The 21,276-nt window shown below is 59.6% G+C and carries 16 protein-coding genes and 1 pseudogene; 16 read left to right on the forward strand and 1 reads right to left on the reverse strand.

Annotated features, from left to right (window positions below; translation table 11 throughout):
* The first annotated feature begins 13 nt into the window (after positions 1 to 13).
* The 14 genes from CFB49_RS30445 to CFB49_RS36085 all read left to right on the forward strand — a co-directional run bounded on the left by CFB49_RS30445 (position 14) and on the right by CFB49_RS36085 (position 15,605).
* Positions 14 to 1,138 carry a flagellar basal body P-ring protein FlgI gene (locus CFB49_RS30445; RefSeq protein WP_179234981.1) on the forward strand — a complete coding sequence of 375 codons (1,125 nt, stop codon included), beginning with the start codon at positions 14 to 16 and terminating at the stop codon, positions 1,136 to 1,138.
* 14 nt (positions 1,139 to 1,152) lie between these two features.
* Positions 1,153 to 1,485, forward strand: a complete 333-nt coding sequence (locus tag CFB49_RS30450) for a flagellar biosynthesis protein FlgJ (RefSeq protein WP_143329339.1) — start codon at positions 1,153 to 1,155, stop codon at positions 1,483 to 1,485.
* A 46-nt stretch (positions 1,486 to 1,531) separates the two neighbouring features.
* Positions 1,532 to 2,872: a flagellar hook-associated protein FlgK gene (gene flgK, locus CFB49_RS30455; RefSeq protein ID WP_089493226.1), complete on the forward strand. Its 1,341-nt coding sequence runs from the start codon at positions 1,532 to 1,534 to the stop codon at positions 2,870 to 2,872.
* Between the two features lie 255 nt (positions 2,873 to 3,127).
* Positions 3,128 to 4,042: a flagellar hook-associated protein FlgL gene (flgL, locus tag CFB49_RS30460; protein ID WP_089493227.1), complete on the forward strand. Its 915-nt coding sequence runs from the start codon at positions 3,128 to 3,130 to the stop codon at positions 4,040 to 4,042.
* Between the two features lie 10 nt (positions 4,043 to 4,052).
* Entirely contained in the window at positions 4,053 to 5,132 is a 1,080-nt protein-coding gene (locus tag CFB49_RS30465; protein ID WP_143329340.1) for a hypothetical protein, read from the forward strand.
* Positions 5,133 to 6,193: 1,061 nt separating this feature from the next.
* Positions 6,194 to 6,709, forward strand: a complete 516-nt coding sequence (locus CFB49_RS30470; protein ID WP_089493229.1) for a CS1 type fimbrial major subunit — start codon at positions 6,194 to 6,196, stop codon at positions 6,707 to 6,709.
* A gap of 11 nt (positions 6,710 to 6,720) precedes the next feature.
* The gene (locus CFB49_RS30475; RefSeq protein ID WP_143329341.1) at positions 6,721 to 7,251 is read left to right on the forward strand and encodes a hypothetical protein; all 531 of its coding nucleotides are present in this window, start codon (positions 6,721 to 6,723) and stop codon (positions 7,249 to 7,251) included.
* A gap of 178 nt (positions 7,252 to 7,429) precedes the next feature.
* Positions 7,430 to 7,984, forward strand: coding sequence for a hypothetical protein (locus tag CFB49_RS36075; protein WP_143329342.1), 555 nt, complete (start codon positions 7,430 to 7,432; stop codon positions 7,982 to 7,984).
* A gap of 367 nt (positions 7,985 to 8,351) precedes the next feature.
* Complete coding sequence (locus CFB49_RS30485; RefSeq protein WP_089493232.1) at positions 8,352 to 8,867, forward strand: CS1 type fimbrial major subunit; 516 nt, start codon at positions 8,352 to 8,354, stop codon at positions 8,865 to 8,867.
* An 11-nt stretch (positions 8,868 to 8,878) separates the two neighbouring features.
* Entirely contained in the window at positions 8,879 to 9,436 is a 558-nt protein-coding gene (locus CFB49_RS36080) for a hypothetical protein (protein WP_143329343.1), read from the forward strand.
* 476 nt (positions 9,437 to 9,912) lie between these two features.
* The gene (locus CFB49_RS30490) at positions 9,913 to 12,414 is read left to right on the forward strand and encodes a TcfC E-set like domain-containing protein (RefSeq protein ID WP_179234982.1); all 2,502 of its coding nucleotides are present in this window, start codon (positions 9,913 to 9,915) and stop codon (positions 12,412 to 12,414) included.
* Positions 12,377 to 13,714 carry a hypothetical protein gene (locus tag CFB49_RS30495; RefSeq protein WP_143329344.1) on the forward strand — a complete coding sequence of 446 codons (1,338 nt, stop codon included), beginning with the start codon at positions 12,377 to 12,379 and terminating at the stop codon, positions 13,712 to 13,714. Before CFB49_RS30490 ends, CFB49_RS30495 begins: the two co-directional genes overlap by 38 nt.
* A 203-nt stretch (positions 13,715 to 13,917) precedes the next feature.
* Positions 13,918 to 14,694 carry a fimbrial biogenesis chaperone gene (locus CFB49_RS30500; protein ID WP_143329345.1) on the forward strand — a complete coding sequence of 259 codons (777 nt, stop codon included), beginning with the start codon at positions 13,918 to 13,920 and terminating at the stop codon, positions 14,692 to 14,694.
* A gap of 365 nt (positions 14,695 to 15,059) precedes the next feature.
* A complete protein-coding gene (locus CFB49_RS36085) occupies positions 15,060 to 15,605 on the forward strand; it encodes a hypothetical protein (protein ID WP_143329346.1) in 546 nt (181 codons plus the stop codon).
* A gap of 263 nt (positions 15,606 to 15,868) precedes the next feature.
* On the opposite strand, the pseudogene CFB49_RS36960 reads toward CFB49_RS36085, so the two are convergent.
* A pseudogene (locus CFB49_RS36960) lies at positions 15,869 to 16,184 on the reverse strand (ISL3 family transposase); the annotation flags it as partial.
* A 985-nt stretch (positions 16,185 to 17,169) separates the two neighbouring features.
* Between CFB49_RS36960 and CFB49_RS30510 the strand changes: the two are divergent.
* Complete coding sequence (locus tag CFB49_RS30510; protein WP_179234983.1) at positions 17,170 to 17,844, forward strand: response regulator transcription factor; 675 nt, start codon at positions 17,170 to 17,172, stop codon at positions 17,842 to 17,844.
* Entirely contained in the window at positions 17,841 to 21,203 is a 3,363-nt protein-coding gene (locus CFB49_RS30515; protein ID WP_089493238.1) for an ATP-binding protein, read from the forward strand. Before CFB49_RS30510 ends, CFB49_RS30515 begins: the two co-directional genes overlap by 4 nt.
* The last annotated feature ends 73 nt before the right edge of the window (positions 21,204 to 21,276 follow it).

The following is a 21,276-nucleotide window of genomic DNA, read 5'->3' on the forward strand; positions in this document are numbered from 1 at the left end:
ACAGGATGAAACGATGAAACCAACCCGACTAACCATCCGTGTCGCCGCCCTGGCTATCGTAATCGGCATCGCGCTAAGCAACACAATTGAAGCGCGCGCGCAGACCGTCGGTAGCCTGGTCGACGTAGAGGGCGTGCGTGAGAATGCGCTTGTCGGCTACGGCATCGTGGTTGGCTTGGCGGGATCGGGTGACGGCACGCAAGCCAAGTACACCACCCAGTCGCTGACGAATATGCTCAAGCAATTCGGCACGCGACTGCCGGAAAATATCAACCTGCGTTCGCGCAACGCGGCCGCGGTGATAGTGAGCGCGACGTTCCCGCCGGGCTATCGCCGCGGCCAGAAAGTGGACGTGACCGTTTCATCGCTCGGTGATGCGAAGAGCCTGCGCGGGGGCACACTGCTGATGACCCCCTTGCGTGCGGCGGACGGCGACGTCTATGCGCTGGCGCAGGGCAACCTGGTGATTCCAGGTCTGAACGTGCAGGGGCGCAGCGGCACCAGCGTCACCATCAATACGCCCACCACGGGCCGGATTCCCAAGGGTGCGACGATCGAGCGGGAGATTGCCACCGATTTCGCCGATACGCCTACCGTACGCTTGAACTTGAAACGTCCGGATTTCCAGACCGCCTCCAGTATCACCGACGTGATCAACAACGCACTCGGCAGCGAAGTCGCCAGCACGGTGGACGCCACCTCGGTGGATGTGGTCGCCCCCCAGGTGGCGAGCCAGCGCGTGGCGTTCGTTGCGCGCCTGAACGCGTTGAAGGTGAGTAAAGGCGCAGAGGTGCCGCGCGTTGTCTTTAACTCGCGCACCGGTACGGTCGTTATTAGTCAGGGCGTGACGGTCAAACCGGCGGTCGTCTCGCACGGCTCGCTGAAGGTTACGATCGCCGAAGGCACGATGGTCAGCCAGCCGAACGCATTCGCCAACGGCAGCACCGTGACGGCGCCCGTGAGTGAGATCGGGGTGACGCAGGCGGGCGGCAATGCGTTTCAGTGGACATCGGGCGCTAGCCTGCAAGCGATCGTCGACACGATCACCCGCACCGGTGCCACGCCGGATGACCTGATGGCGATCCTGCAAGCCCTTTCCGAAGCTGGCGCGCTGACGGGCGACCTGGTGGTGATCTAACGAGGAATTCGATTATGACGCTTGAACCCGGATACCTGCCACACGAACAGTACGCCGCGATTGAGACCGCCTCCATCAAGGCATCGGATCCAGCTTACCGCGCACGCGTGGAAGATGCAGCCGTGAAATTCGAAGGCCTTTTCATCGCGCAGATGTTGAGCGAAATGAAGAAGGCGACCGACCAGCTCAAGGGAGACGATGGCTTTGCCGACCGTTCCGGCGAAGCAATGCTTGACTATGCGAACCGTGCGGTGGCCGATGCTATCGCGAAGCAACGTGGCTTTGGCATCGCGGACACGCTGGTCGCACAGATGCTGCCACCTGACGCGACGCCGTCGAAAGACTGATGCATTAACACAATCACCGCCACACTCTTTGTACTCGAACCTCACTATGAATATTACCCAAATTGGTTTGTCAGGCGCGCTCGGGGCGCGAGCAGCAATGGACAGGTCGGCGCGCAACACGGCAAACCAGCAGACCGTCGGCTACACGCGCCAGGGTGTGCTGCGAACCTCGCGCGTGAGTGGTGGCGTCGATGCGAGTTCGGTGATCCGTTTCGATGATCACACCAACACGCAGCAGAAGTGGACGTCGCACGGATCGGTCGGCGAGCATCGGGCGGCGGAATCGTACTTCCGTCAGCTCGAGGAAGTGATGGGGCTCAAGGACGGCAGCATCAAAGTCTCGATGGGCAAGTTCTTCAGCGCGCTGGATGCGGCCAGTGCCGATGTGGCTAACTCCGCGCTGCGGCAGCAGGTGCTGCTGGCCGCCGGTGGCATGGCGAAGAGTTTCAACAGTGTGCAGCAGATGATGCGTGGCCAGCTCGATACGCTGCGCCAACAGAGCACGGCCACCGTGGAGCAGATCAACGGTCTATCCCGAACTGCCGCCGAGTTGAACCGTCTCGTCGCCGAAGCGGAAGCCAACGGTGGCGCACCATCCGAGCTCATCGATCAGCGCGACCAGGCCATCGACCAGTTGGCGGCGTTGGTCGATATTCGCACCGTTCGTCAACCCGACGGCACCGTCGACGTGAGTCTTGCGGGCGGTACACCGCTGATTGCGGGCCGTCAGGTCGCAAAGATGAAGGTGGAAACGCTGTCCGGCGGCACGTTCGAGCTCAAGCTGGAACTGGTCGGCACGCAGTATTCGGTGGACGGTGCCAAGGTCGGCGGTGAGCTGGGCGGCTTGTCGTCTTTTGCAAAGGACACGCTGCTGCCGCAGATGGACGCTATCCGCTCGCTGGCGGCCGAACTTGCGGGCAGCTTCAACGAGCAGGTCACTGCCGGCTTCGGCATGGGAGGTTCGCCGGGCAAGGCGCTGTTCACGTTCAATCCGGTAACGGGCCACCTGACGGCTAACGAGATGAAGCCCGAGGAACTCGGCTTTTCGGGCGATCCAAAGACTCCTGGCAACAGCGACAATCTTCTCAAGCTGATCGAACTGCGCTCCCGACGTATCGATTTGCCGGGCTTCGGCGAGGCGTCGTTGGGCGACGCATACGTGCAGCTCGTCGGGAAGCTCGGCGCGCAGAGTGAGCAGAACCAGTCGAGTTTGGCAATTGCCGTCAATGTTCGCCAGCGAGCGGAAGAAGCGTGGCAGTCGCTTTCGGGGGTCAGCATGGACGAGGAAGCCGTCAATCTTTCCGAGGCCCTTCAGGTCTACTCGGCCAACATGAAAGTGATTTCCGTCGCAAAGGAATTGTTCGACGCGACAATGCGCGCTTTCTAAGCGGGATGGAATGGATGGCTCGCACCTGCGAGCGGTGTGAGCCAATGAAGGGACGCCAGGAAGCCGTTCTCTCAAAGGTGAGCGGCATCAAAGAGCCCGGTTCGGCAATCGCAATTGTCGATGCAGTGGGGAAATCCGGTGCGATCGGTATGACGGCGTGTGGTCGCCCATACCGGAAAGGCTGCGTGACCGCGACGGCGGCGTAAGCAGTGGCACGGCGCGTCGAAGACTAACATTTAATTCGGTAAACAGCACATGCGTATCGCCAGTCAACACTTCGGCAACACCATGCTCGCGACGCTACGCGCGTCGAACAGCAAGGCCGCCGATCTCACGTCCAAGATATCCACGGGCCAGCGCGTGCAGCGCGCATCGGACGACCCGATTGCGGCCGCGCGGCTGCTGCTTATTGAGCGCGACACCTCGGTGCTCGAGCGTTATCAGAAGAACATCGACACGCTGTCGGTGCGCTTGCAAAAGAATGAAGCGCATCTTGACGGCATGCTTGGCACGGTGATGTCCGTGCAGGATTCGTTGTTGACTGCCGCCGACGGTAGTCGCAGCGCGGCTGATCTGAATGCGCTCGCCGCGCCGCTGCGTATGCGGCTCGACAACCTGAAGCAGGCCGCCAACGCCAAGGATGGCGATGGCAACTTTCTTTTCTCCGGCTCGCAAACGAATACGGCGCCGATCGCATATGACGCGACCGCGCCTGTCGGCAACCGTTACTCGTACGCCGGCAATGGTGAACTGCAGCAAGTGGTGATCGGCCACGGCGTCACCCAGCACGCCAACGTCACGGTCGAGCCTCTGGCCGATGTGATGAACAAGCTCGAAGCGGCCATTGCGGCCATGGAGAATCCTGACGTCAATCCGAGCGCACCGGCGGTGCGACGCGTCTTGACGGCGGCGTTGGACTCGGTCAAGCGCAACGGTATCGATGCACTGAGCATGAAGATTACTGATCTAGGCGGTGCCCAGAACACGCTGGATCTGATGAGCGAGAATCATTCAGCGCAGCTTGTCGCCAACGGGCAAGCCGTTAGTCTGGTAGGGGAACTGGACTTTGCCGAGGCGATCGACCAGTTAAACAACTACATCGCAGCCGTGAAAGGTTCGTACGCGATTTATACGCGCATGACGCAGTTGTCGTTGTTCGACGCAATCTGAGGCCGCGTTCATGAAGATGGGATCTACCACACCCGTTCGCGGTCAGTTGGTTTCCCGGCGTGACGATGCACATGTGGCCAGCCGCGCGCAGCGGGGTGCTCGTACGAAGCACGCCGCCGCACTCACCGCGACACCGATTGCCCACCTGCCGGCATCGGGAATTTCCGCCGCGGCGCCGCGCTTCCCGGAAGTGTCGGTCGCCTTTACCGCACGCCACGCACAACTGAACGCCGACGTGACTGTCGCGCAGCGTGCGCTCGCGTTTGTCGAGACGGCCGCTGGGCAGTTGCGCGGCTTGAAGAGGGCAATCGGCATGGTCTTGAGCGGCGCGGAACGCGGGGGCGATGGTGCTGCTGCACTGATCGAGAAATTCGGCGCATTCTGGCGCGACCGCGCGGTACTGGCGGGCGGTGTGCTGGATGCGCAGTTGGCGGTGCATCCGGCCGCCGATGCAGTATGTACGTTCCGCATGCGCGCGCTCGATGTCGAGCAATGGCGAAGCGGCGGTGCGGAAACGCTCGTTTTCCACCCGGCCGGGTTGGGAAAGCAGCCGATAGCGGTCAGCTTTGGCGATGCGCCGCTGGACGCAGCCGCCTTTGTGGGCGAGCTCGACCGTGCACTGGCCTGCATGGGTGTTCGCGCGGCGCTGGCCGTGGACGGCCAGATTGATTTCACCGTGGCGGAATCGCGCTGGCCCACCGTGCGCGATCATCTGATGGTGCAGGGCGGAGGCAGGCGGTTCCCTGGAGGCCGCCCCAGCCGCGCGCAAGTCGACGCGATGCCGGAAGCCGTCGATTCCGCGCGCTGGCAAGTGACCGACCGCGTGTCGCAACGCGCGGCATTGCGCGACGTGGTGCGCGCGCTCGACGGGCTGACGCAAGCGGACCGCACGCTGCGCGCCCACCTCGATACCAAGGGACAAGCCCTGCAAGGCGACAAGAACGGGCCCGCAGTCGCACAGGCGGCGACCGACATTCAGTCGGTATCGGATGCGCTTGCCGAGTCGGCGGACTTCAAAGTGCTGTCCGTCGTTACGTCGACGTTGTCTGGTCTGAGCCGCAGGAGAGTCGAAGCACTACTTGTGCATTGACGGTGTGGGGGTGAGAAAAAGCCGCACGGTCCCGATGTGGGCACGCACGTACGTGCGTGAAGTATGCCCCGGGATCGAAGTCGCTCAATGGCGTCGTGTCGATTAGACAACCCATCGCTGCCGCGTTCGACGCCAGGTTTGGAACTGACGAACGAGTTGTTGCGCCTCCCGATCGCGATACCACGCAGCGCTCGCTCGGCAATCCGGTTGCGGATCGCGGCCCCGCACGTCGCTGCGGCTTCCCGACACGATTGGAAGAGCGCGATGACGATTTCGCACTGCTTTACCCGTATCGAGTCAACATCGGGGGCTGAATCTCAACGCGCCTCCCATACGGAAGTCCGGATGTCTCCGGCAGGAGTTGGAACCGAGCGGCGTGGCGCTGATTGAAGACGCACGCCGCGCTGCTCACGTCATCCCCGAATTTCTCTAACGCCGCCGGCTCGAAGCCTGTGCCGAGGCCAACCCGAAACTCATTTGAGACATTTCTGATCGATGTGGCTTGCCACTGTCGGTACCATCAATTTCATTGGACTCCGCCGACAGGGTTCAAAATCTTGGCCACTGGAAACGAAAGGAGAGGGCTTCGGTGAATAACAATCGATGCGAAAACAAGGTAGTCGTTCTGGAGGTCCACCCCGGTGACTATCATCATGTAGAGCGGGCCGCAGAGAGGTTGGGCTACGGAACCCCGGAGTTTGTGATGTTGAGTGCCTCGCTCGTCGCATCCGCCATCGCGAACGGCGACGATGCACTAAGAACGCCGGCGGCATTGCGCGAGAGCACTGATCGTTGGTCTCGATGACGCAAGGCGTCGAGCTGTACTCCAGGCGGTTAACCTCGCTCGACATCCCGGTCATCAAGTGCAATGCGTAGCCGTTAGTCGTTGGTCACGGGGCTCGACCCGGGATGGCCTCAATGATTTCGATTAGCAATCCTACTGTGAAAACGGCGGGCACAAATAAGAGTTGTCTGATTGGGTCGGGCTGACCGGAGGCAGAAAATGTGATTGGCGTGCGCATCCTGTTGCGCTGCCCCTATTAATCATTCGTGGAGTATGTATGCATCAATCAATCGTTCGTGCGTGTCTGCTGGGCGCGGTCGCAATTGCCGGTACCGCGCACGCGGAGGTCAAGCAGCAGTCCTTTGAGATCAAGCTGAGCGCCGAGGTGCCGGTGGCGGGCGGCTTCGAGATCAAGGAGGAGGGTTGGAACAGCGCCGAGCCGCTGAAGCTCGATTGGAACGAGGCCGAAAAGAAGTTCGATACGCGGAAGAAGAGCGTGCTTGCGAAAAGCGGGGTAGGCAACGTGCAGGTCAAGTTCTCGACCACCGATGAGCTGAAGCTCAGCCACCAAAAGAAAGAGGACGCGTTCTTCAAGTTGGGTGTCAAGGTCGGCGGCAAGGACGTCGGCGTTGATCCCGTCGAGGTGGTGACGAAGGACGAAGCGAAAAACGGCAAGTCGATCGAAGTGGAGATCATGCCGGGGGAGGCGAGCGATGCGATGAAGGATAGCCTGGTGGCGGGTGACTATTCGGGCACGGTGTCGCTGATGTTTGAGACCAAGGTCGACGAGTAAGGAGGAATGCGGTGAAAAAGTTGGTATTGGCAGTTGCAGCGAGTGCATGTGCAATGTCGGTGTATGCGACAAATCCGGAGCCGATCAATCTCAATGTTCAGATCAAGGGCGAGGTACCCTCGCAGGATTTCTTTGATGTTACGGTGAACCGCGGAGATTTGGATAACGTTGTCTTTACGCATCCGGATGGGTGGACGAAGGGCAACTCGTCAAAAGTGGAGCTGAGCTGGAAGGTGCGCAGCAGCTATGGTCGAGTCCGCATGCGGGTCGGTAATATGGGTGAGAGCGTATATATTAAAAACGCTAGTGGCGACGCTATGCAGGTCGCCTGGAACGCCTCGACGGTCGACAACAGGGACTGGATAGGGAGCTGGATAGGCCCCTATTGGGTGGGGACTCGGCACGACGTTGCTGGTGCAGAGGTAGCCAAGACAGGGGGGCTGGCCGGGTTGGCACTGTGGGTGAAGCTTGATGGAGCGCCGCGGCCCGGAGAATACAGTGGAACGCTTCCAGTGGTCTTCGAGACCGGCATCGAGGATTGAGGTTGTGCTTTCGCTCGTGCATGTGCGGTGCTCCCCGCCAGCGCACGACGACGGACTCGTCCCTATAAGTCGGGGCGAATCCGTCTTTCCACAGGCGCCGATCAAATGGCCATTGCGTGCCGCTATCGCATTAACTTGAATGGTCCAAACAACTTACTGCAAGTGTCAATTGTTCAGCATGATGAAAAGGCTCGTTGTGGCAATTGTTGCCAGTGCATGTGTAATGTCGGCGTATGCCGCAGATCCGAACCCGATCGATTTCAACGTTCAACTCGCCGGTAAAGTTCCGCTGCCGAATTTCTTTGAAGTAAAGTCAGTCGGTTGGGAAAATGGTGAGGAGGCCAGGTTCGACATTCCGGAGGAGTGGGATGATCAGATGCAAGTTAAAAAAGAACTCCCATTCCTGGTAAAAAGTAGCTATGGTGCTATTCATATGAAGGCGTGGTTGCTTTCGGGGGAGCAAAAGGCGAATGCTAAAGACGACTGGTATCTCCAGAGCAACGATGGAAAATCGAGGGTCGGTTTGTTGCGGCAGGTGTCCATTCCCGGTAAGCAGGATTTAATATGGGCCGATAGGGATAAATTGGAGATCGCAAGTAAAGACCATGCTGCAAAAGGTGCTCAAATAAAATTGGTTCTGACTGCCTTGCTTGGGGAGAGCGCGAAAATAAAAAGGGGCGTTCAGCATACCGGGACTGTGTTTGCGGTCTTTGAGACGGATCTCGAAGGCTAAGGGAGTTGTATGTGCGATAGGCCATGGTGTTTAGTGTATATGGCTTGTTCGTCGGTGAGGCCGCTCTTTGACGTCTTCGCGGTTCACGCGGGCGCACGGCGCGAAGCAGTAACCGTTAGCCTCGGAATCCAACCTCCGCTCGGGCTAAAACCGGGCGGCAAATCATCAATCCATGTGTGTAGCCGTGAGTCGATGACCATCGCGAAATCCGCGAGGAGCGGTGCCGATGGCATCGTTAGTGATCCTGTCTTCATCGGCAGTGCACAAATAAGAGTTGTCTGATTGGGCCGGGCTGACCAGAGGCAGAAAATGTGATTGGCGTGCGCATCCTGTTGCGCTGCCCCTATTAATCATTCGTGGAGTATGTATGCATCAATCAATCGTTCGTGCGTGTCTGCTGGGCGCAGTCGCAATTGCCGGTACCGCGCACGCAGAGGTCAAGCAGCAGTCCTTTGAGATCAAGCTGAGCGCCGAGGTGCCGGCGGTGGGCGGCTTCGAGATCAAGGAGGAGGGTTGGAACAGCGCCGAGCCGCTGAAGCTCGATTGGAACGAGGCCGAAAAGAAGTTCGATACGCGGAAGAAGAGCGTGCTTGCGAAAAGCGGGGTAGGCAACGTGCAGGTCAAGTTCTCGACCACCGATGAGCTGAAGCTCAGCCACCAAAAGAAAGAGGACGCGTTCTTCAAGTTGGGTGTCAAGGTCGGCGGCAAGGATGTCGGCGTTGATCCCGTCGAGGTGGTGACGAAGGACGAAGCGAAGAACGGCAAGTCGATCGAAGTGGAGATCACGCCGGGGGAAGCGAGCGATGCGATGAAGGATAGCCTGGTGGCGGGTGACTATGCGGGCACGGTGTCGCTGATGTTTGAGACTAAGGTCGACGAGTAAGGAGGAATGCGGTGAAAAAGTTGGTATTGGCAGTTGCAGCGAGTGCATGTGCAATGTCGGTGTATGCGGCAAATCCGGATCCGATTGATCTCAAGGTCCAACTAGCCGGTAAAGTCCCGTCGCCGAGCGTCTTTGATGTCACTCACGACGCTGCGGTATGGGATGGCTCGAACATAGCGTTGACCGCGCCAGTTGACTGGAATGGCGGTGAGACGGGTAAGCTAAGGGAAGTCCAATGGAGTGTGAAAAGCACCTATGGACCCGTCCGTATTAAACTTCGTTCCCCCCTGCAGGGCAAAGACGTGTCGCAACAAAACCGTGGAGTGCTCGTACACGACAACGGCGAGTCTATCGAGTTTCTCGCGGCCGTATTTCAGTCGAACGGTTGGTGGGGGACGTGGAATGCAGTGAATCGTGAAGACGGATTCGAGGTCTTGACGGCTGAATCTGCTGCAAACGGCGGCAAGATCCATCTCCGCTTGGGTCTTCACGCTCCCGGCGGCACTCCGCGTAGCGGTGCCTACACTGGCTCGATGACCGCGACCTTCGAGACCGGCATCGAGGATTAAGATTGTGCTTTCGCCCGGGCGTGCGCGGTGCTCCCCGCCAGCGCACAACGACGGATTCGTCCCTATAACCAGAGGCGAGTCCGTCTTTTCTCAGGCGTCGGCTCAATGACGCATTGCGTGCCTGAACGGCGCCGGCTTGTCCAATTCAACCGGCGCCGCTTTTCATTATTTAATAATCTCCACATTTAACGAGCCGATTCAGCCGTGTCCTGGCCTCCCAAATCAGATTTCTCTGATTCGTTTCGGTCATTCAATTTCCCATAATTGCCTCAGTCGACACCGGCCGCATCTCGTCGGCGTTGCGCTTTCCGGCCGTCCACACCGATAGATTGCCGCGCGTCCGCTGCGGTGGTTTTGCTCGCGTGGCTCTGGAGCGCGTTTCGCCAATACGGCGTGTCCGGTTTCGATTGTCCCGCGTATCCATCGGGTTATCCATTTAACGGAATTTAACGAATGTTGGAGCAGCTATGCCAAAAATGAGCAAGATCAGCGTCGCTATTTTTCTTGCCATTGGCGCGCTGTGCCAACAGGGTGCGTTCGCGCGTGCGGAGGTGGCCGGCTCGGGGGCGGACCTGTTCGAGCAGGCGGAGCAGCTTCCGGCGGATTTTCTCGAGCAACTGTTCGATTCGCCGCTGATTGTGCGCATCGATTTTGACGGTCATTCGGCAGGCGAGGGCACGATCACGTTGAGCCGTGATGGAAAGGTTCAGTTGGTGGCGCTCTCGGATGAGCAGCACGGCGGCATCGACCAGGGCGATCGCGCGCTGATCGAAAAATTTCTGCGTGAGCCGCGTGCGCTTGGCGCCTGCGAGACCAACTGCGATGGCGTGCTCGCGCTTCACTACAACCTCCAGGACTCCGTTTTATCGATCGTGACGCGCCGCGCGGAACAGGATGGTGAGCAGAAGAAATATCACCCGCTGCCGGCCAGTGGAAGCACCGGCCTGATTACGTACAACTACCTGAATCTCACGGGTGGCCAGGGCCGCGAAATCGGCGGACGGTATGCGTTCGACGCCATCGGCAGCGTGGGAAACTGGTCGATCACGAGCGGATTGCAGGCGACGCAGAACCGCGGCATGCGGCGAGCCAGCGAGATTGAATACTCGGTGCCCCGGCTGTACGCGCAGCGCGAGTTCGAGGGCAAATTTGCGCGCGCGGGCTTCTTTACGCCGGACCTGGCAACGGGTATTCGGCCTCCGCGCATGCCTGGCGGAGGGGCGGCGACGACGCTTGGGGTGATGTTTGGCACGTCCGAAGCACGCGAGGTTGAAGGCGCGCGCCCGAGCCTCTATCCCGTTTATGTGACCGCGAATCGCCAGGGCATGGTGGAAATCTACCGCAATGGCGCATTGATCCACAGCCAATCGGTGCAACCGGGGCTGCAGGTGGTCGATACGCGCCCGCTGCCCAGCGGCATTTATGAAGTGGAGATCCGGCTTGTCGAGGATGGTCAGGTTGCGTCCACGCAGAACGAGCTTATCTACAAACCTGCGGCATGGAGCGATCCTGCACAACGGTGGAAGTACGCATTCTTTGCTGGACAGGAGCGCAACCTGATCGGCGAGGATCGCTCGCACGCGTTCACCGCGGGTGGCGCGATCAACTACCTCGCCCATCCGCGGGTCGTGCTCGGTGCGTCGGCGCAGCATGTGGCCGACGCCAACGTATTCGGCGCGTCGCTTGACTGGCAGTTTACCGACCGTGCGCGAACCTACTGGAATGTGTACCACTCGTCGAAGCACGGAGTGGGCGGCGATGTGCAGATCCTGATGCCGTACCGGGACGGGAGCGTATCGCTGAGCCACAGCCAGCGCTGGCAACGCAACGACCGACGCCAGCGGAATGCGCGCGCGAGCGTGCGCAGCGGCAAGGTGCATGACTCGGCGATCACGTGGAGCCATCGCTTCACGCCGCAAACGAGCATTATGTCGCGCGCTTCATACGCCAGCGGCGCGACGAGCGGCCTGGGTGTCGACCTGTCGGTTTCGCATCGACATAGCTTGTTCGGCAACGATCTCACCTGGCGCTTGTCCGGCTTCGATCGTCCCACCGGGACGTTGGCGAGAACCCGCAACCGAGGCGTCGATCTTGGCTTGAGTATTGCGCTCGGCAAGGAAAAGCGCAGTTACAACGTGAACCTCGGAACGCGAAGCGGCTCGGATGGCCAGCGTGATCAGTATGCGTCGCTGGGCGTACGGCAGGAGCTGGACACTGGCTTCATCAAGTCGGTTGGGGCAAACGGAACCGTCGACCGGTACGGCTTGAGCATGGGTGCCACCACGCAGTTCGAACATTCGGTGGCGCGCGGCGATGCGTTCCTCCAGCGCTCGTCCAAGGAAGGTGGCATTGCCGGCGGGATGAACCTGTTCAGTACCGTTGGCACGAACGGCAAGTCCGCTGCCGTATCCGGCAAAAGCAATGCCTTCAACGGCGAGTCCGCGGTGATTGTGGACCTGGCATCCGATTTCGAGGGCGTCAAGGTGCGTGCGCAGGACACCGCGGGGGGCAGCATTGAACTGCGCCCGGGTCGCAATCTGGTTCCCGTGTCGGCTTATCGCGCAGGTCGACTCCAGTATTTCTTCGATCGATCGCAGGCGCCGGCGGCGACGCTGCAGCCGAGCACGACTCATTACCACCTGAACAAGGGCGGCGTCGGGTACGAGAAGGTGCACGTCATGAAGACGATGACGGTGATCGGCCGACTGGTCGACCATGCAGGCAACCCGGTGCGAGCCGCTCATCTGTCCAGCCCCGCGGGCCGGTCGGTCACCGAGGCCGACGGATTTTTCGCGCTCGAGGTGAGTCACGCGAAGCCGGTCGTCAAGGTCGAGAAAGGGGGCAAGCCGCTCTGCACGCTTCACCTGAAGCCGCAGGACCATCAAATGGAAGGGGACTCTCTGATTGTCGGGGAGTTGGAGTGTGAACAGGAGCAGACCAATGCCGATTCAGGGGAAAGCCGTGATGAACAGGGGTAATCAGAAGGGTAGCGCCAATCGCGGCGCGCGCGCATCCACCGCCCGAGCGCTCATCGTGCTCATGCGATGGCTGGCCGGTTCGGTGTTGGTGCTAGCCGGCGCAACCGTCGTGCGTGCCGCCGATGTGTCGATCGAGGCTGAATATCTGCCCGGTGCGCAGATCCAAGGCGACAACGGCTTTCGCAATATCACGAGGCCGGCAGGCTTTTGTGCGGCCGATCCGGGTGGCTGCGCAGGCGTGACGACTGTCGATCTGCCGGTGGGCGATGTGAGTTACGGTGCGCTCGATAGCAGTGCGACTGGGCAGGATGGCGTCTATCTTCGGGCGCCGGCCAATCCGATTCGTGTCGAACTCAGGGACGAACGCACGAACCGGGTCACTGCGGTCACGTTCCGGGTCGTGGGCATGTTCGGGCAATACACGCTCCGGCCCGATGTGTACCAGCTGACCGGTACGCCGGCAGGAAGCGCCGAAACGGCGCATGCGGCCCTTTGGAATGGAGGTGGCTGGCTACAGCCGCCGGCAGGATGTACGGCGCTCTCCGTCCAGCCTATGGCCACGGCAAATGCCTACCGGTTCGGCTGGCGTTTGCCCCGCGACGGTGGGGGCTGTTTCAAGACCCCTCGCCAGCCGCTTCCCGCGGGCGCAGTCGTCCTCGATGGAAGCTCACTTGCCGTGGCATACGAACTCGTCGCGCCGGATCCCGTATCGCTGCCCAATGGCACTTACCAAGGGGTGCACACCTTCACGGTTGGGCCAGGCAAGGATTTCGACTTCGGCGCGCACGCTCACGTGGCGCGATCGAGCGTCGATGTCGCGTTCGTGCTGAAGGTGCGCCACAAATTCATGATCACGGACTCGGGCGCCGGTAACGATGTCAAGCTCGCCCCTGCTCAGGGCTGGTTGAACTGGATAGCCGAAGGCAAGCCCTCTACAAGGATCGAGCGTGACGTCGCGTACGGGCTGTCCACGGGCGAGCCGCTGCGGGTGAGCCTGCGGTGCGAGGACGGTGAAGACGCAGCCGGCCGCTGCGTCATGCGCAACGCCCATGGCTCCGTCGTACCGGTCGATCTTGCGTTGACGGTGGCCGGTGCGACCACTGACCGTCAAGCGCCGTTTAGTCGGATTCCACTGACCACGCGGGCGCCCGCCGCGCTCGATGTCGACCGGTATCTGGACAACGCAGTGGCAACCGCCCATGTTGCCATTGACGGTCAGGGAGTCTCGGAGATGGGCCGGCATCCGGGGACGACCTATACGGGAAGGGCCTCCGTTGTATTTGATGCGATCGCCGAGTGACGCGACGGACGGGGCCGCGGCCGGCGCTTTCAGATTATTCCGATATTCGCCGCAACCTGGCGTGCGGAAAATGGAATCTCTGACATGCAGCCGGTCCACGCAAGCGCTGCATATTTTTGAACTGGCACACATGCAATGAGCGAAAGACGGGCCCCGGCAGCATCGGGCGAGATCGCATTCAGTGCCGATAAAAGGAGTGTCGAATGAAAGTCAATCTCGCGAAGTGTATGTTTGCCGGCCTACTGGCCATGTGCTCTCTTTCGGCCCACGCGGGCTCGCCGTCGATCAACATTGGCCCGATGTTCGAGTACATGGGCGGCAAGCAGTCATCGATCCTCAAGCGGATCCGGAACAAGGGGGATGCGACCGCCTTCGTACGGGTCGAGGTGAGCGAGGTGGTGTTCAAGGATGACGGCAAGCAGGAAGAGGTGCCGCTCGACCCCGCGCTGTTGACCCAACGAGACGGTCAAGGGCTGATCGCGAGCCCCTCTCGCCTGATCGTGCCGGCCGAGGGTGCCCAATCGGTGCGTCTGCTGTATCGCGGCAAGCGCGACGCGGAGCGCTACTATCGCGTGCGCTTTGTACCGGTGGTGCCGAAGTCGAAAGACGACTTTGTGCTGAGCAACGACGAAATCGAGCAATACAAGGAATCGCTGTCCGCGGGCATCAACGTCCTGACCGGATACGGGGCCATGGTGATCGTGCGTCCGGGCGACGAGCGCTATCAAACGGAGTTCAAGGTGGCGGGTGGCAAGAGCACCGTCGAGAACAACGGAAGTTCGATGGTGACGCTCGAGGCCTATCGCGTGTGCAAGGAGAAGAACGGTGCATGCGGTGAACCGACGGCGTACTACATCCGCCCAGGGAAAACGAAGGAGCTGCCGTGCGAAGCCGGCTCGCGGTGCGAGTTCGAACTGCGCGAAGGCGAAAAGCGAACGAGGATGCATGTCGAGGCCGGGCAAGCCGCGTCAGCGACGTGAAGATGACCTGCCTCCGCTGACGTATTCCACCGGGAAGTTGGTGACACGGCCGCAGTGACCTTGGCCCGCCCGCCAACTTGCGCGCGGTGTACTCCTGAGCGGTAGGTCGGTTCGTCGACAACCCGTCGCGCGCTTCAAGATGAGCGGCCCCGCTGGCACTCTATGAGTGCTCCTTCGGCGGCAAGGACGGCGGCACTGAGTCTGTCAAGGTTGTGACGAAGGCCCAAGCGAAGAGCGGCAAGCCATCGAGCTGGTGATCACGCTCGGGGAGGCGAGCGACAAAATCAAGGCTGCCCGGGTGACGGGTAAGTACACGGGCACAGTGCCCCTGGTGTTTGAGACTGAAGTCGAGTAAGGAGTAGTCGGTGAGAAAGCTTGCTTTGGCAATTGCTGCGAGCGCATGTGCAATGTCGGCGTATGCGGGAAATCCGGAGCCGGTCGATTTAAAGGTCCAGCTCGCCGGTACAGTACCGAAGCAGAATGTCTTTAAAGTAACGCCACTCGGCTGGGAAAATAGTCGCGAGGTGAAATTTAAACCCGATGACGGGTGGAATGGTAGAGGGCTAGGCGAGGTCCTGTTCTTCAATGTAAAAAGTAGTTATGGCGCTATTCATATGAAGCTGACGTTGACTTCGGGCGGCGAGTCAATGACGACGGGTAACTGGTACCTCTTGGGCGAAGACGGAATCTCGAAGATCGGTGTACGGCGAGAGGTGCTTCCCCTCGACCATAAAATGGTGGATCCGGTAAATGAGGAGAAGATGGAGGTTGCAAGTAAGGACGCTGCTGCAAGGGGCGGCGACATGCAATTGAACCTGGGCGTCTATTTTGACAAGGATATCCCCATGAAAAGAGGTATGACATATACAGGTGTTGTGTCTGCGGTCTTTGAGACGGCCCTCGATGAGTAACGGGCTTGTATTTACTATTGGCCGGAGTGGCTCCTGACGGTAATTCACGTAGTGGTGCCTACACTGGCACCATGGCGCGGTTTTCGATACAGAGTTCCAGGCTTAACCTGATGATTTGGCGCGTACACGGCGGGTATTCCCGCAGGCGTATGGCGATGACTCGCCTCTAGGAATAGAGGCGGGTGTTTTATTTAGAAATACACCGGTTCAATGGTTATAGAGTTTCGGTATTGCATTGACTTGAATTGTCAAAATAATTCCCGGATTTCGAGTTCATAAGCCGCGGCCATGTCGATCGCTGGTGCATCGATGCGCTCAACTGCATCTTCGGACGCTGTTCGAATGGCTTAGCCATTTCACACGAGCGTTCCTGGCCGATTCAAAGTACTTGCCGGGCGAGTGGATCGATCGCTAGTGTTGCGTAGCGTTGATCTTTATGAAGCGCGTGTTTGTCCAGGGCCAATGTTGGTTTGCCGACTGGTCGGGCACGCGCGCGCGTGCCTATCAGCGCATCTTGTCGAGCGATTTAACCGTGTGCCGCCCGAGATCGTGGAAGGCGGCTACCGCCTGCGCTGCGCTAACCGGTGTTCGGGTTCATGACCGCCGGCCGAAGCGCATCGGAGTCGCGCACGTAGCGAAAGGCGCAGAACTACCTGAGCTACGCGCTGCTGTACGGTAGCCCATTTTTGCCGACTCACAACTTGCCGTTCCTCGGCAAGGCCGGGACTTCTATCCGGACTTCGACGCCAGCCTGGCCCGCGCGTGCTGTTACAGGCATTTACGGAGCACGACGCGAAAATGGCGGCGCGTGTCACGAGCGCTCGAAGCTCCTGCTCAATTCGGTCGGCAGTCACGACTCCGGCAACGTCGCCGTGTATTTCTACGCAATCGCATCGTTATATCGCGATGCAAGACACATCGCATATTCTTTGGAGGCGTTGGCGCATGTATCAGGACTTGGACCTCGGCGAATGATTCACCGGATGCGGTGATGTCGGCCTAATCAACTCGCGGACGGATTAGATTGCGAATGCGGTCAACGCATGCTTCGCGAGGCTGAAAGAGACGAGCAAGGTGCCCCAGGCGACAGCCGACATGAGGGGCTTCCAGCTTGTGTGTGCGTACGGTAGCCCCTTCTGAGGGGCAAACTGAATTGCAGACAGGACCTCGATCGCTGATTCGGGCATCGGCGAGAGACACGCTGCCATGGCAAACGGATTAGGCCGGATTTCGGCTCTTTGTATAAATTTCCATGGAAAATCGCGACCGAGTATTATACGTGAGCGTGACTCACGGGCGTTGTGCGCCGCAAAATTTCAATGCTCGGGGCGAGACTTCGAGAAAGGTGGGCTGGCAAATTCCGTCATATCGAGGCGCACCGTTGCTCCGCAAGCACCGTGGAAACATGAATCCCCGCGCATGCACGCGCTGCGTTCGAAGAGAAATCTCGACTTGGTCGGTATCCGAATAGAAAGTTGATTAAGATTGACGGGGGCCGAACGGTGAGCCCGCGGATTGCAACCGCCATCGGAAGGATAGACAGCTGTTTTTGGGGAAAATGTTGATGAATGCATCCACTGAAAGTGGCAACGCTCGTCGTCGCATCAACGTCGTCGTGGCCGATGACCATCCGGTAGTTTCTACCGGCGTCGCCGCGATCCTGTCGGCCGAGATGGACATCAATGTGGTCGGTGTCGCATCGACAATTTCGGACCTGCTGCATTTGTTGCAACAGCAGCCTTGCGATGTCCTGATCTGCGATTATTCATTCAGTGGCGATCAGGAGCCCGACGGAGTGGCACTGTTCAAGCGGTTGAGGCGTAGCCATCCGAACGTTGCGATTATTGTGCTGACTGCACATCAGGATATCGCGCTGCTCGTCTCTCGCGTCATGAATGCGGGCGTTGCAGGCTTCCTGAGAAAATCAAGCCAGGATTTCGCGCGCCTGGCTGCAATCGTGCGCCGCGTGCATGCCGGGCAAACGTTCGTTGATCCGGCCGTGGCTGTCGACCTGCTCGAGGCCGGACATGCGGCGCAGACTTCGATCGAATCGCTCAGCGAGCGCGAGCTCGAAATATTTCGAATGCTTGGGCGCGGGATGTCGGTTACGGAAATCGCGATGCATACGAATCGCAGCATCAAGACGATCAGCCACCAGAAAATGAGGGCCATGCACAAGCTGGGGGCAAGGTCCGAAGCTGACCTCTATCGCATCTACACGGAACATTTCGGCTCATGAGCCAGTCTCGCGGCAACGCAGAGGGAGCTTCGGATGGGGCCGACGACGGAATCGTAACGGCAACCCCAGCTTACGTGCCGCTCAGGTTGACGTTCTCAAAGCGCCTGCTGATTGTTTCGACCATAACGTTGACGTGCCTTATCCTGGTATGCGCCGGGGGCGTGACCGAACTCCTGATATCTCATCAGCACGAGGAATTTGCGCAGCAATTTTCCGCGCAGAGAGAGGCATTGAAGGAGGAGGTCGACAGGCGCGAGGCCCGCATTCGCCAGTTGGTCGTGACGTACCAGATTGCAAAGGAGTACCTGGAGTCAGGTGATTCGCAGGCGCGGAAGGTTCTGTTGCCCCGACAGAACCAGTTGGCTCAGACAGTGCCCGGATCTGCGGCGACCCGCGCATTCTCGGTCGTGTCGACACTCACTTCACCCTTGGACGCGGCTCGCCAGACAAACTTGATCGATCTGGCAAGATATGCGTCGACATTTTCGCTTTCCCATCAGGACAACTCGCCAGCGCTATCGGAGGGGTTTATCTATACGCCGGATAAGCGATTTTTGGCAACGCTTCCGCCGCTCGCACCGGACCAGATTGCTCGACTGAACACTGGAAAGGCCGCCGAAGACTTCATCGGGAAACGCATGGAGGCTATCGAAGAGGAGATGCAGCGCGATGCCCGGAACGGAGTTCGGGGCAAGGTTGTGTGGGTGACCGGGTCCAAGGATCCGCTCAACGACATGACGACCACGTATTTTGCGACATCCGTCTACGAAGGTGAGCAACGCAAGGCAACGATCGCATTGTCAATTCCGTGTAATCGATTCAATCAGTATTTTCTGCACAACGAAGGCGATCCGCATTTTTTTGTTGTCTCGTGCGCGGTGCAGCGACTATTGGGTATCGACGAAACGAATCCGCAAGAGGCGCATTGGGCGGAAATCATATCGAGAAATCCGTGGGTATACCAGGCGGCGAACGGACGGCCCCAACGCATCTGGCGGGAGGGCAGCTTCTTCGTTATTCAGCGTGTGCCGGGCCCGCAGTGGGTCGCGGTATATGCATATACCTGGAGCGACCTTCTGGGGGCAATCACCCAGCAACTGCTGCTTGTTGTACTCGCGACGCTGAGTGGATGCGGTTTGGTCATCGGAGGCGCGTTCTGGATGAATCGCGAGGTGATTCGGCCGTCCAGCGAGCGACTGCATAGCCTTTTGGAGGGCGAGGCGTTCAGTCGGTCCATCATCCAGGTCGCGCCAGTGAGCTTGACCGTCGTGGCCAGGGGGAGCGGTGCCATCCTGTTGCAGAATGCGGAAGCGCAAAGCCTTCAGATGGCCTTTGCCAGTCAAGGGGAAAAGGACGCCAGCCCCGACAACGTACTTGCACGTGCCGGCGCACTGGTCAGGTTTCATGCGGGAACTGCCGAGCGCTCCGGCGTGGTAAGCCGGTTTGAGATGGAGCCTGATCTCGAGGTTGCCTATGCGCAGGCAAAGTATCGCGGAGACGACGTTTTCGTGATCGGGATGGTCGATCTGGCGAAGCGAAAGGAAATCGAACGGCGGCTGCGAGAGTCCAGAGCGCGTGCTCAGGCCGAGAGTCACGAGAAGGGAATGTTTTTGGCGACGATGAGCCATGAAATCAGGACACCGTTGCACGGGGCATTGGGGAATCTTGAATTGCTTTCGCGGATGGGATTGACCGAGGAGCAGCGCTCGCGCTTATTGATTGCGCAGGACTCGTTTGGCTCACTCCTTTCGCTGATCAACGGCGTGCTCGATCTGTCCAGGATTGAGGCAGGCGAGTTCCTGCTACAGGAACAGCCACAACATATTGATCAACTCGTCGAGCAGGCAAGCCGGACGTTTGCGGTGGACGCGCAGAAAAACGGCGTGCGGCTTCTCTGCCTGATCGATCCGGCGCTACGGGGCACGTGGATTTGCGACGGGTACCGGTTCACGCAAATAGTCACCAATCTCATTGGCAACGCCGTCAAGTTTACATCTCACGGGGCGATCACGGTTTCACTCGGCTCGACCGAGGACGGTCAGGTGCGGCTTCGCGTCGCTGACTCCGGCAGGGGTATTCCCGAGGACGAGATTGAAAAGATTTTCATGCCTTACGTCCAAGGCTCGGCCGGGCCGAAAAGTTCGCGAGCAGGTACCGGGCTCGGCCTGTCTCTTTGCCAGAAAATCGCCGAACGAATGGGTGGCAATATCACCGTCGAGAGCGAGGTTGGCGTCGGATCGATTTTCACCGTCGTGTTGCCACTTCGTCACGATTCGGCGGCGCGAATCAACGGCAATGCCGGCCAAGGCATCCATTTCGTCGTGAATTGCGATATTCCCAGTTGGCGTGGGCAACTGGCGGCCCAGCTCAGCGCGTGGTATCCGGCCGCTCGCGTTACGAGTGGTCAGGAGGACGGACGGGAGGAAGCGCCTGCTTCCACGGTTTTCATCGACGCGCGCGACTGGCTCGAACATGACGGTTCTCCCGAAACGACTGGCGCTTACCGTCGCATTACGATCGGCCTGGACGGGCCGCTTGTCCCGATCTCCGCAGGCCATGCCGTCGTCATTAGCGCCTACAGTGGCCAGTTGCTTCTCGACGCGATCGAAATGGTCCTTTCTGGAGCGGACGATGATGGCCGCGCGGGTAGCACTGACAGTTCCGGCGAGATCACAGGCGGTGCGTGGAGTGAGGCCAGCGTTCTGGTGGTTGAGGACGACCGAGTCAGTGCGCAGTTGATGTGCGATCAATTGCGAATGCTCGGGGTCGGACATGTAGACGTCGTCGGTAGCGCGGAGGATGGCATTCGACGTTGCCAGTCCCGGATCTACGATCTCGTCGTCACCGATTCCAATTTGCCGGGCAAGGGCGGAGCGGAGCTGTTGTCCGACTTGCGAGCAGCGGGGATATCGTGGCCGGTCGTTTTGTGTACTGCCGATGCGACACTCGCGGGAGTGGCAAACACCCCGTTCGACGCGCTCATCACAAAACCGTCGACTTTGAGCGACCTTTCTCTCGTGCTGCAAAACGTGCTCGGGCCTGGCGACGTTCAGCAACTGCCACGGGCTACACCGGGTGTCAGCCGGCTTCTGTCGTTGTTCATCGAATCGTGGATTTCCGACAAAGAAGCACTCCGGTTGATGGTGCAGGCGGGTCACGTATCCGAGGTGCTGGAACGATTGCACCGGATCCAGGGCGCCCTGATGATTCTCGATAGGGGCGAACTGGTAAGTCACTTGGAAGAGTGGTCCGCGAAGATAGCGGAATCCAAATGTGTCGAGGAAGCAGATCGCCAATCGTTTGTCGATGCGGTGGAGTCTTGGCTGGCGCTGCATGTTACAGCCCAAAAGTATTCCTGAAAGGTGACGCCAGCGGTCGAGATACACGCTCAACAGCCTTCAAGGGTCCCACGCCGGTGGAGCTGACCCCGTA

It is taken from the genome of Burkholderia sp. AU17457 (assembly GCF_002223255.1).
Taxonomy (GTDB): Bacteria; Pseudomonadota; Gammaproteobacteria; order Burkholderiales; family Burkholderiaceae; genus Burkholderia; species Burkholderia sola.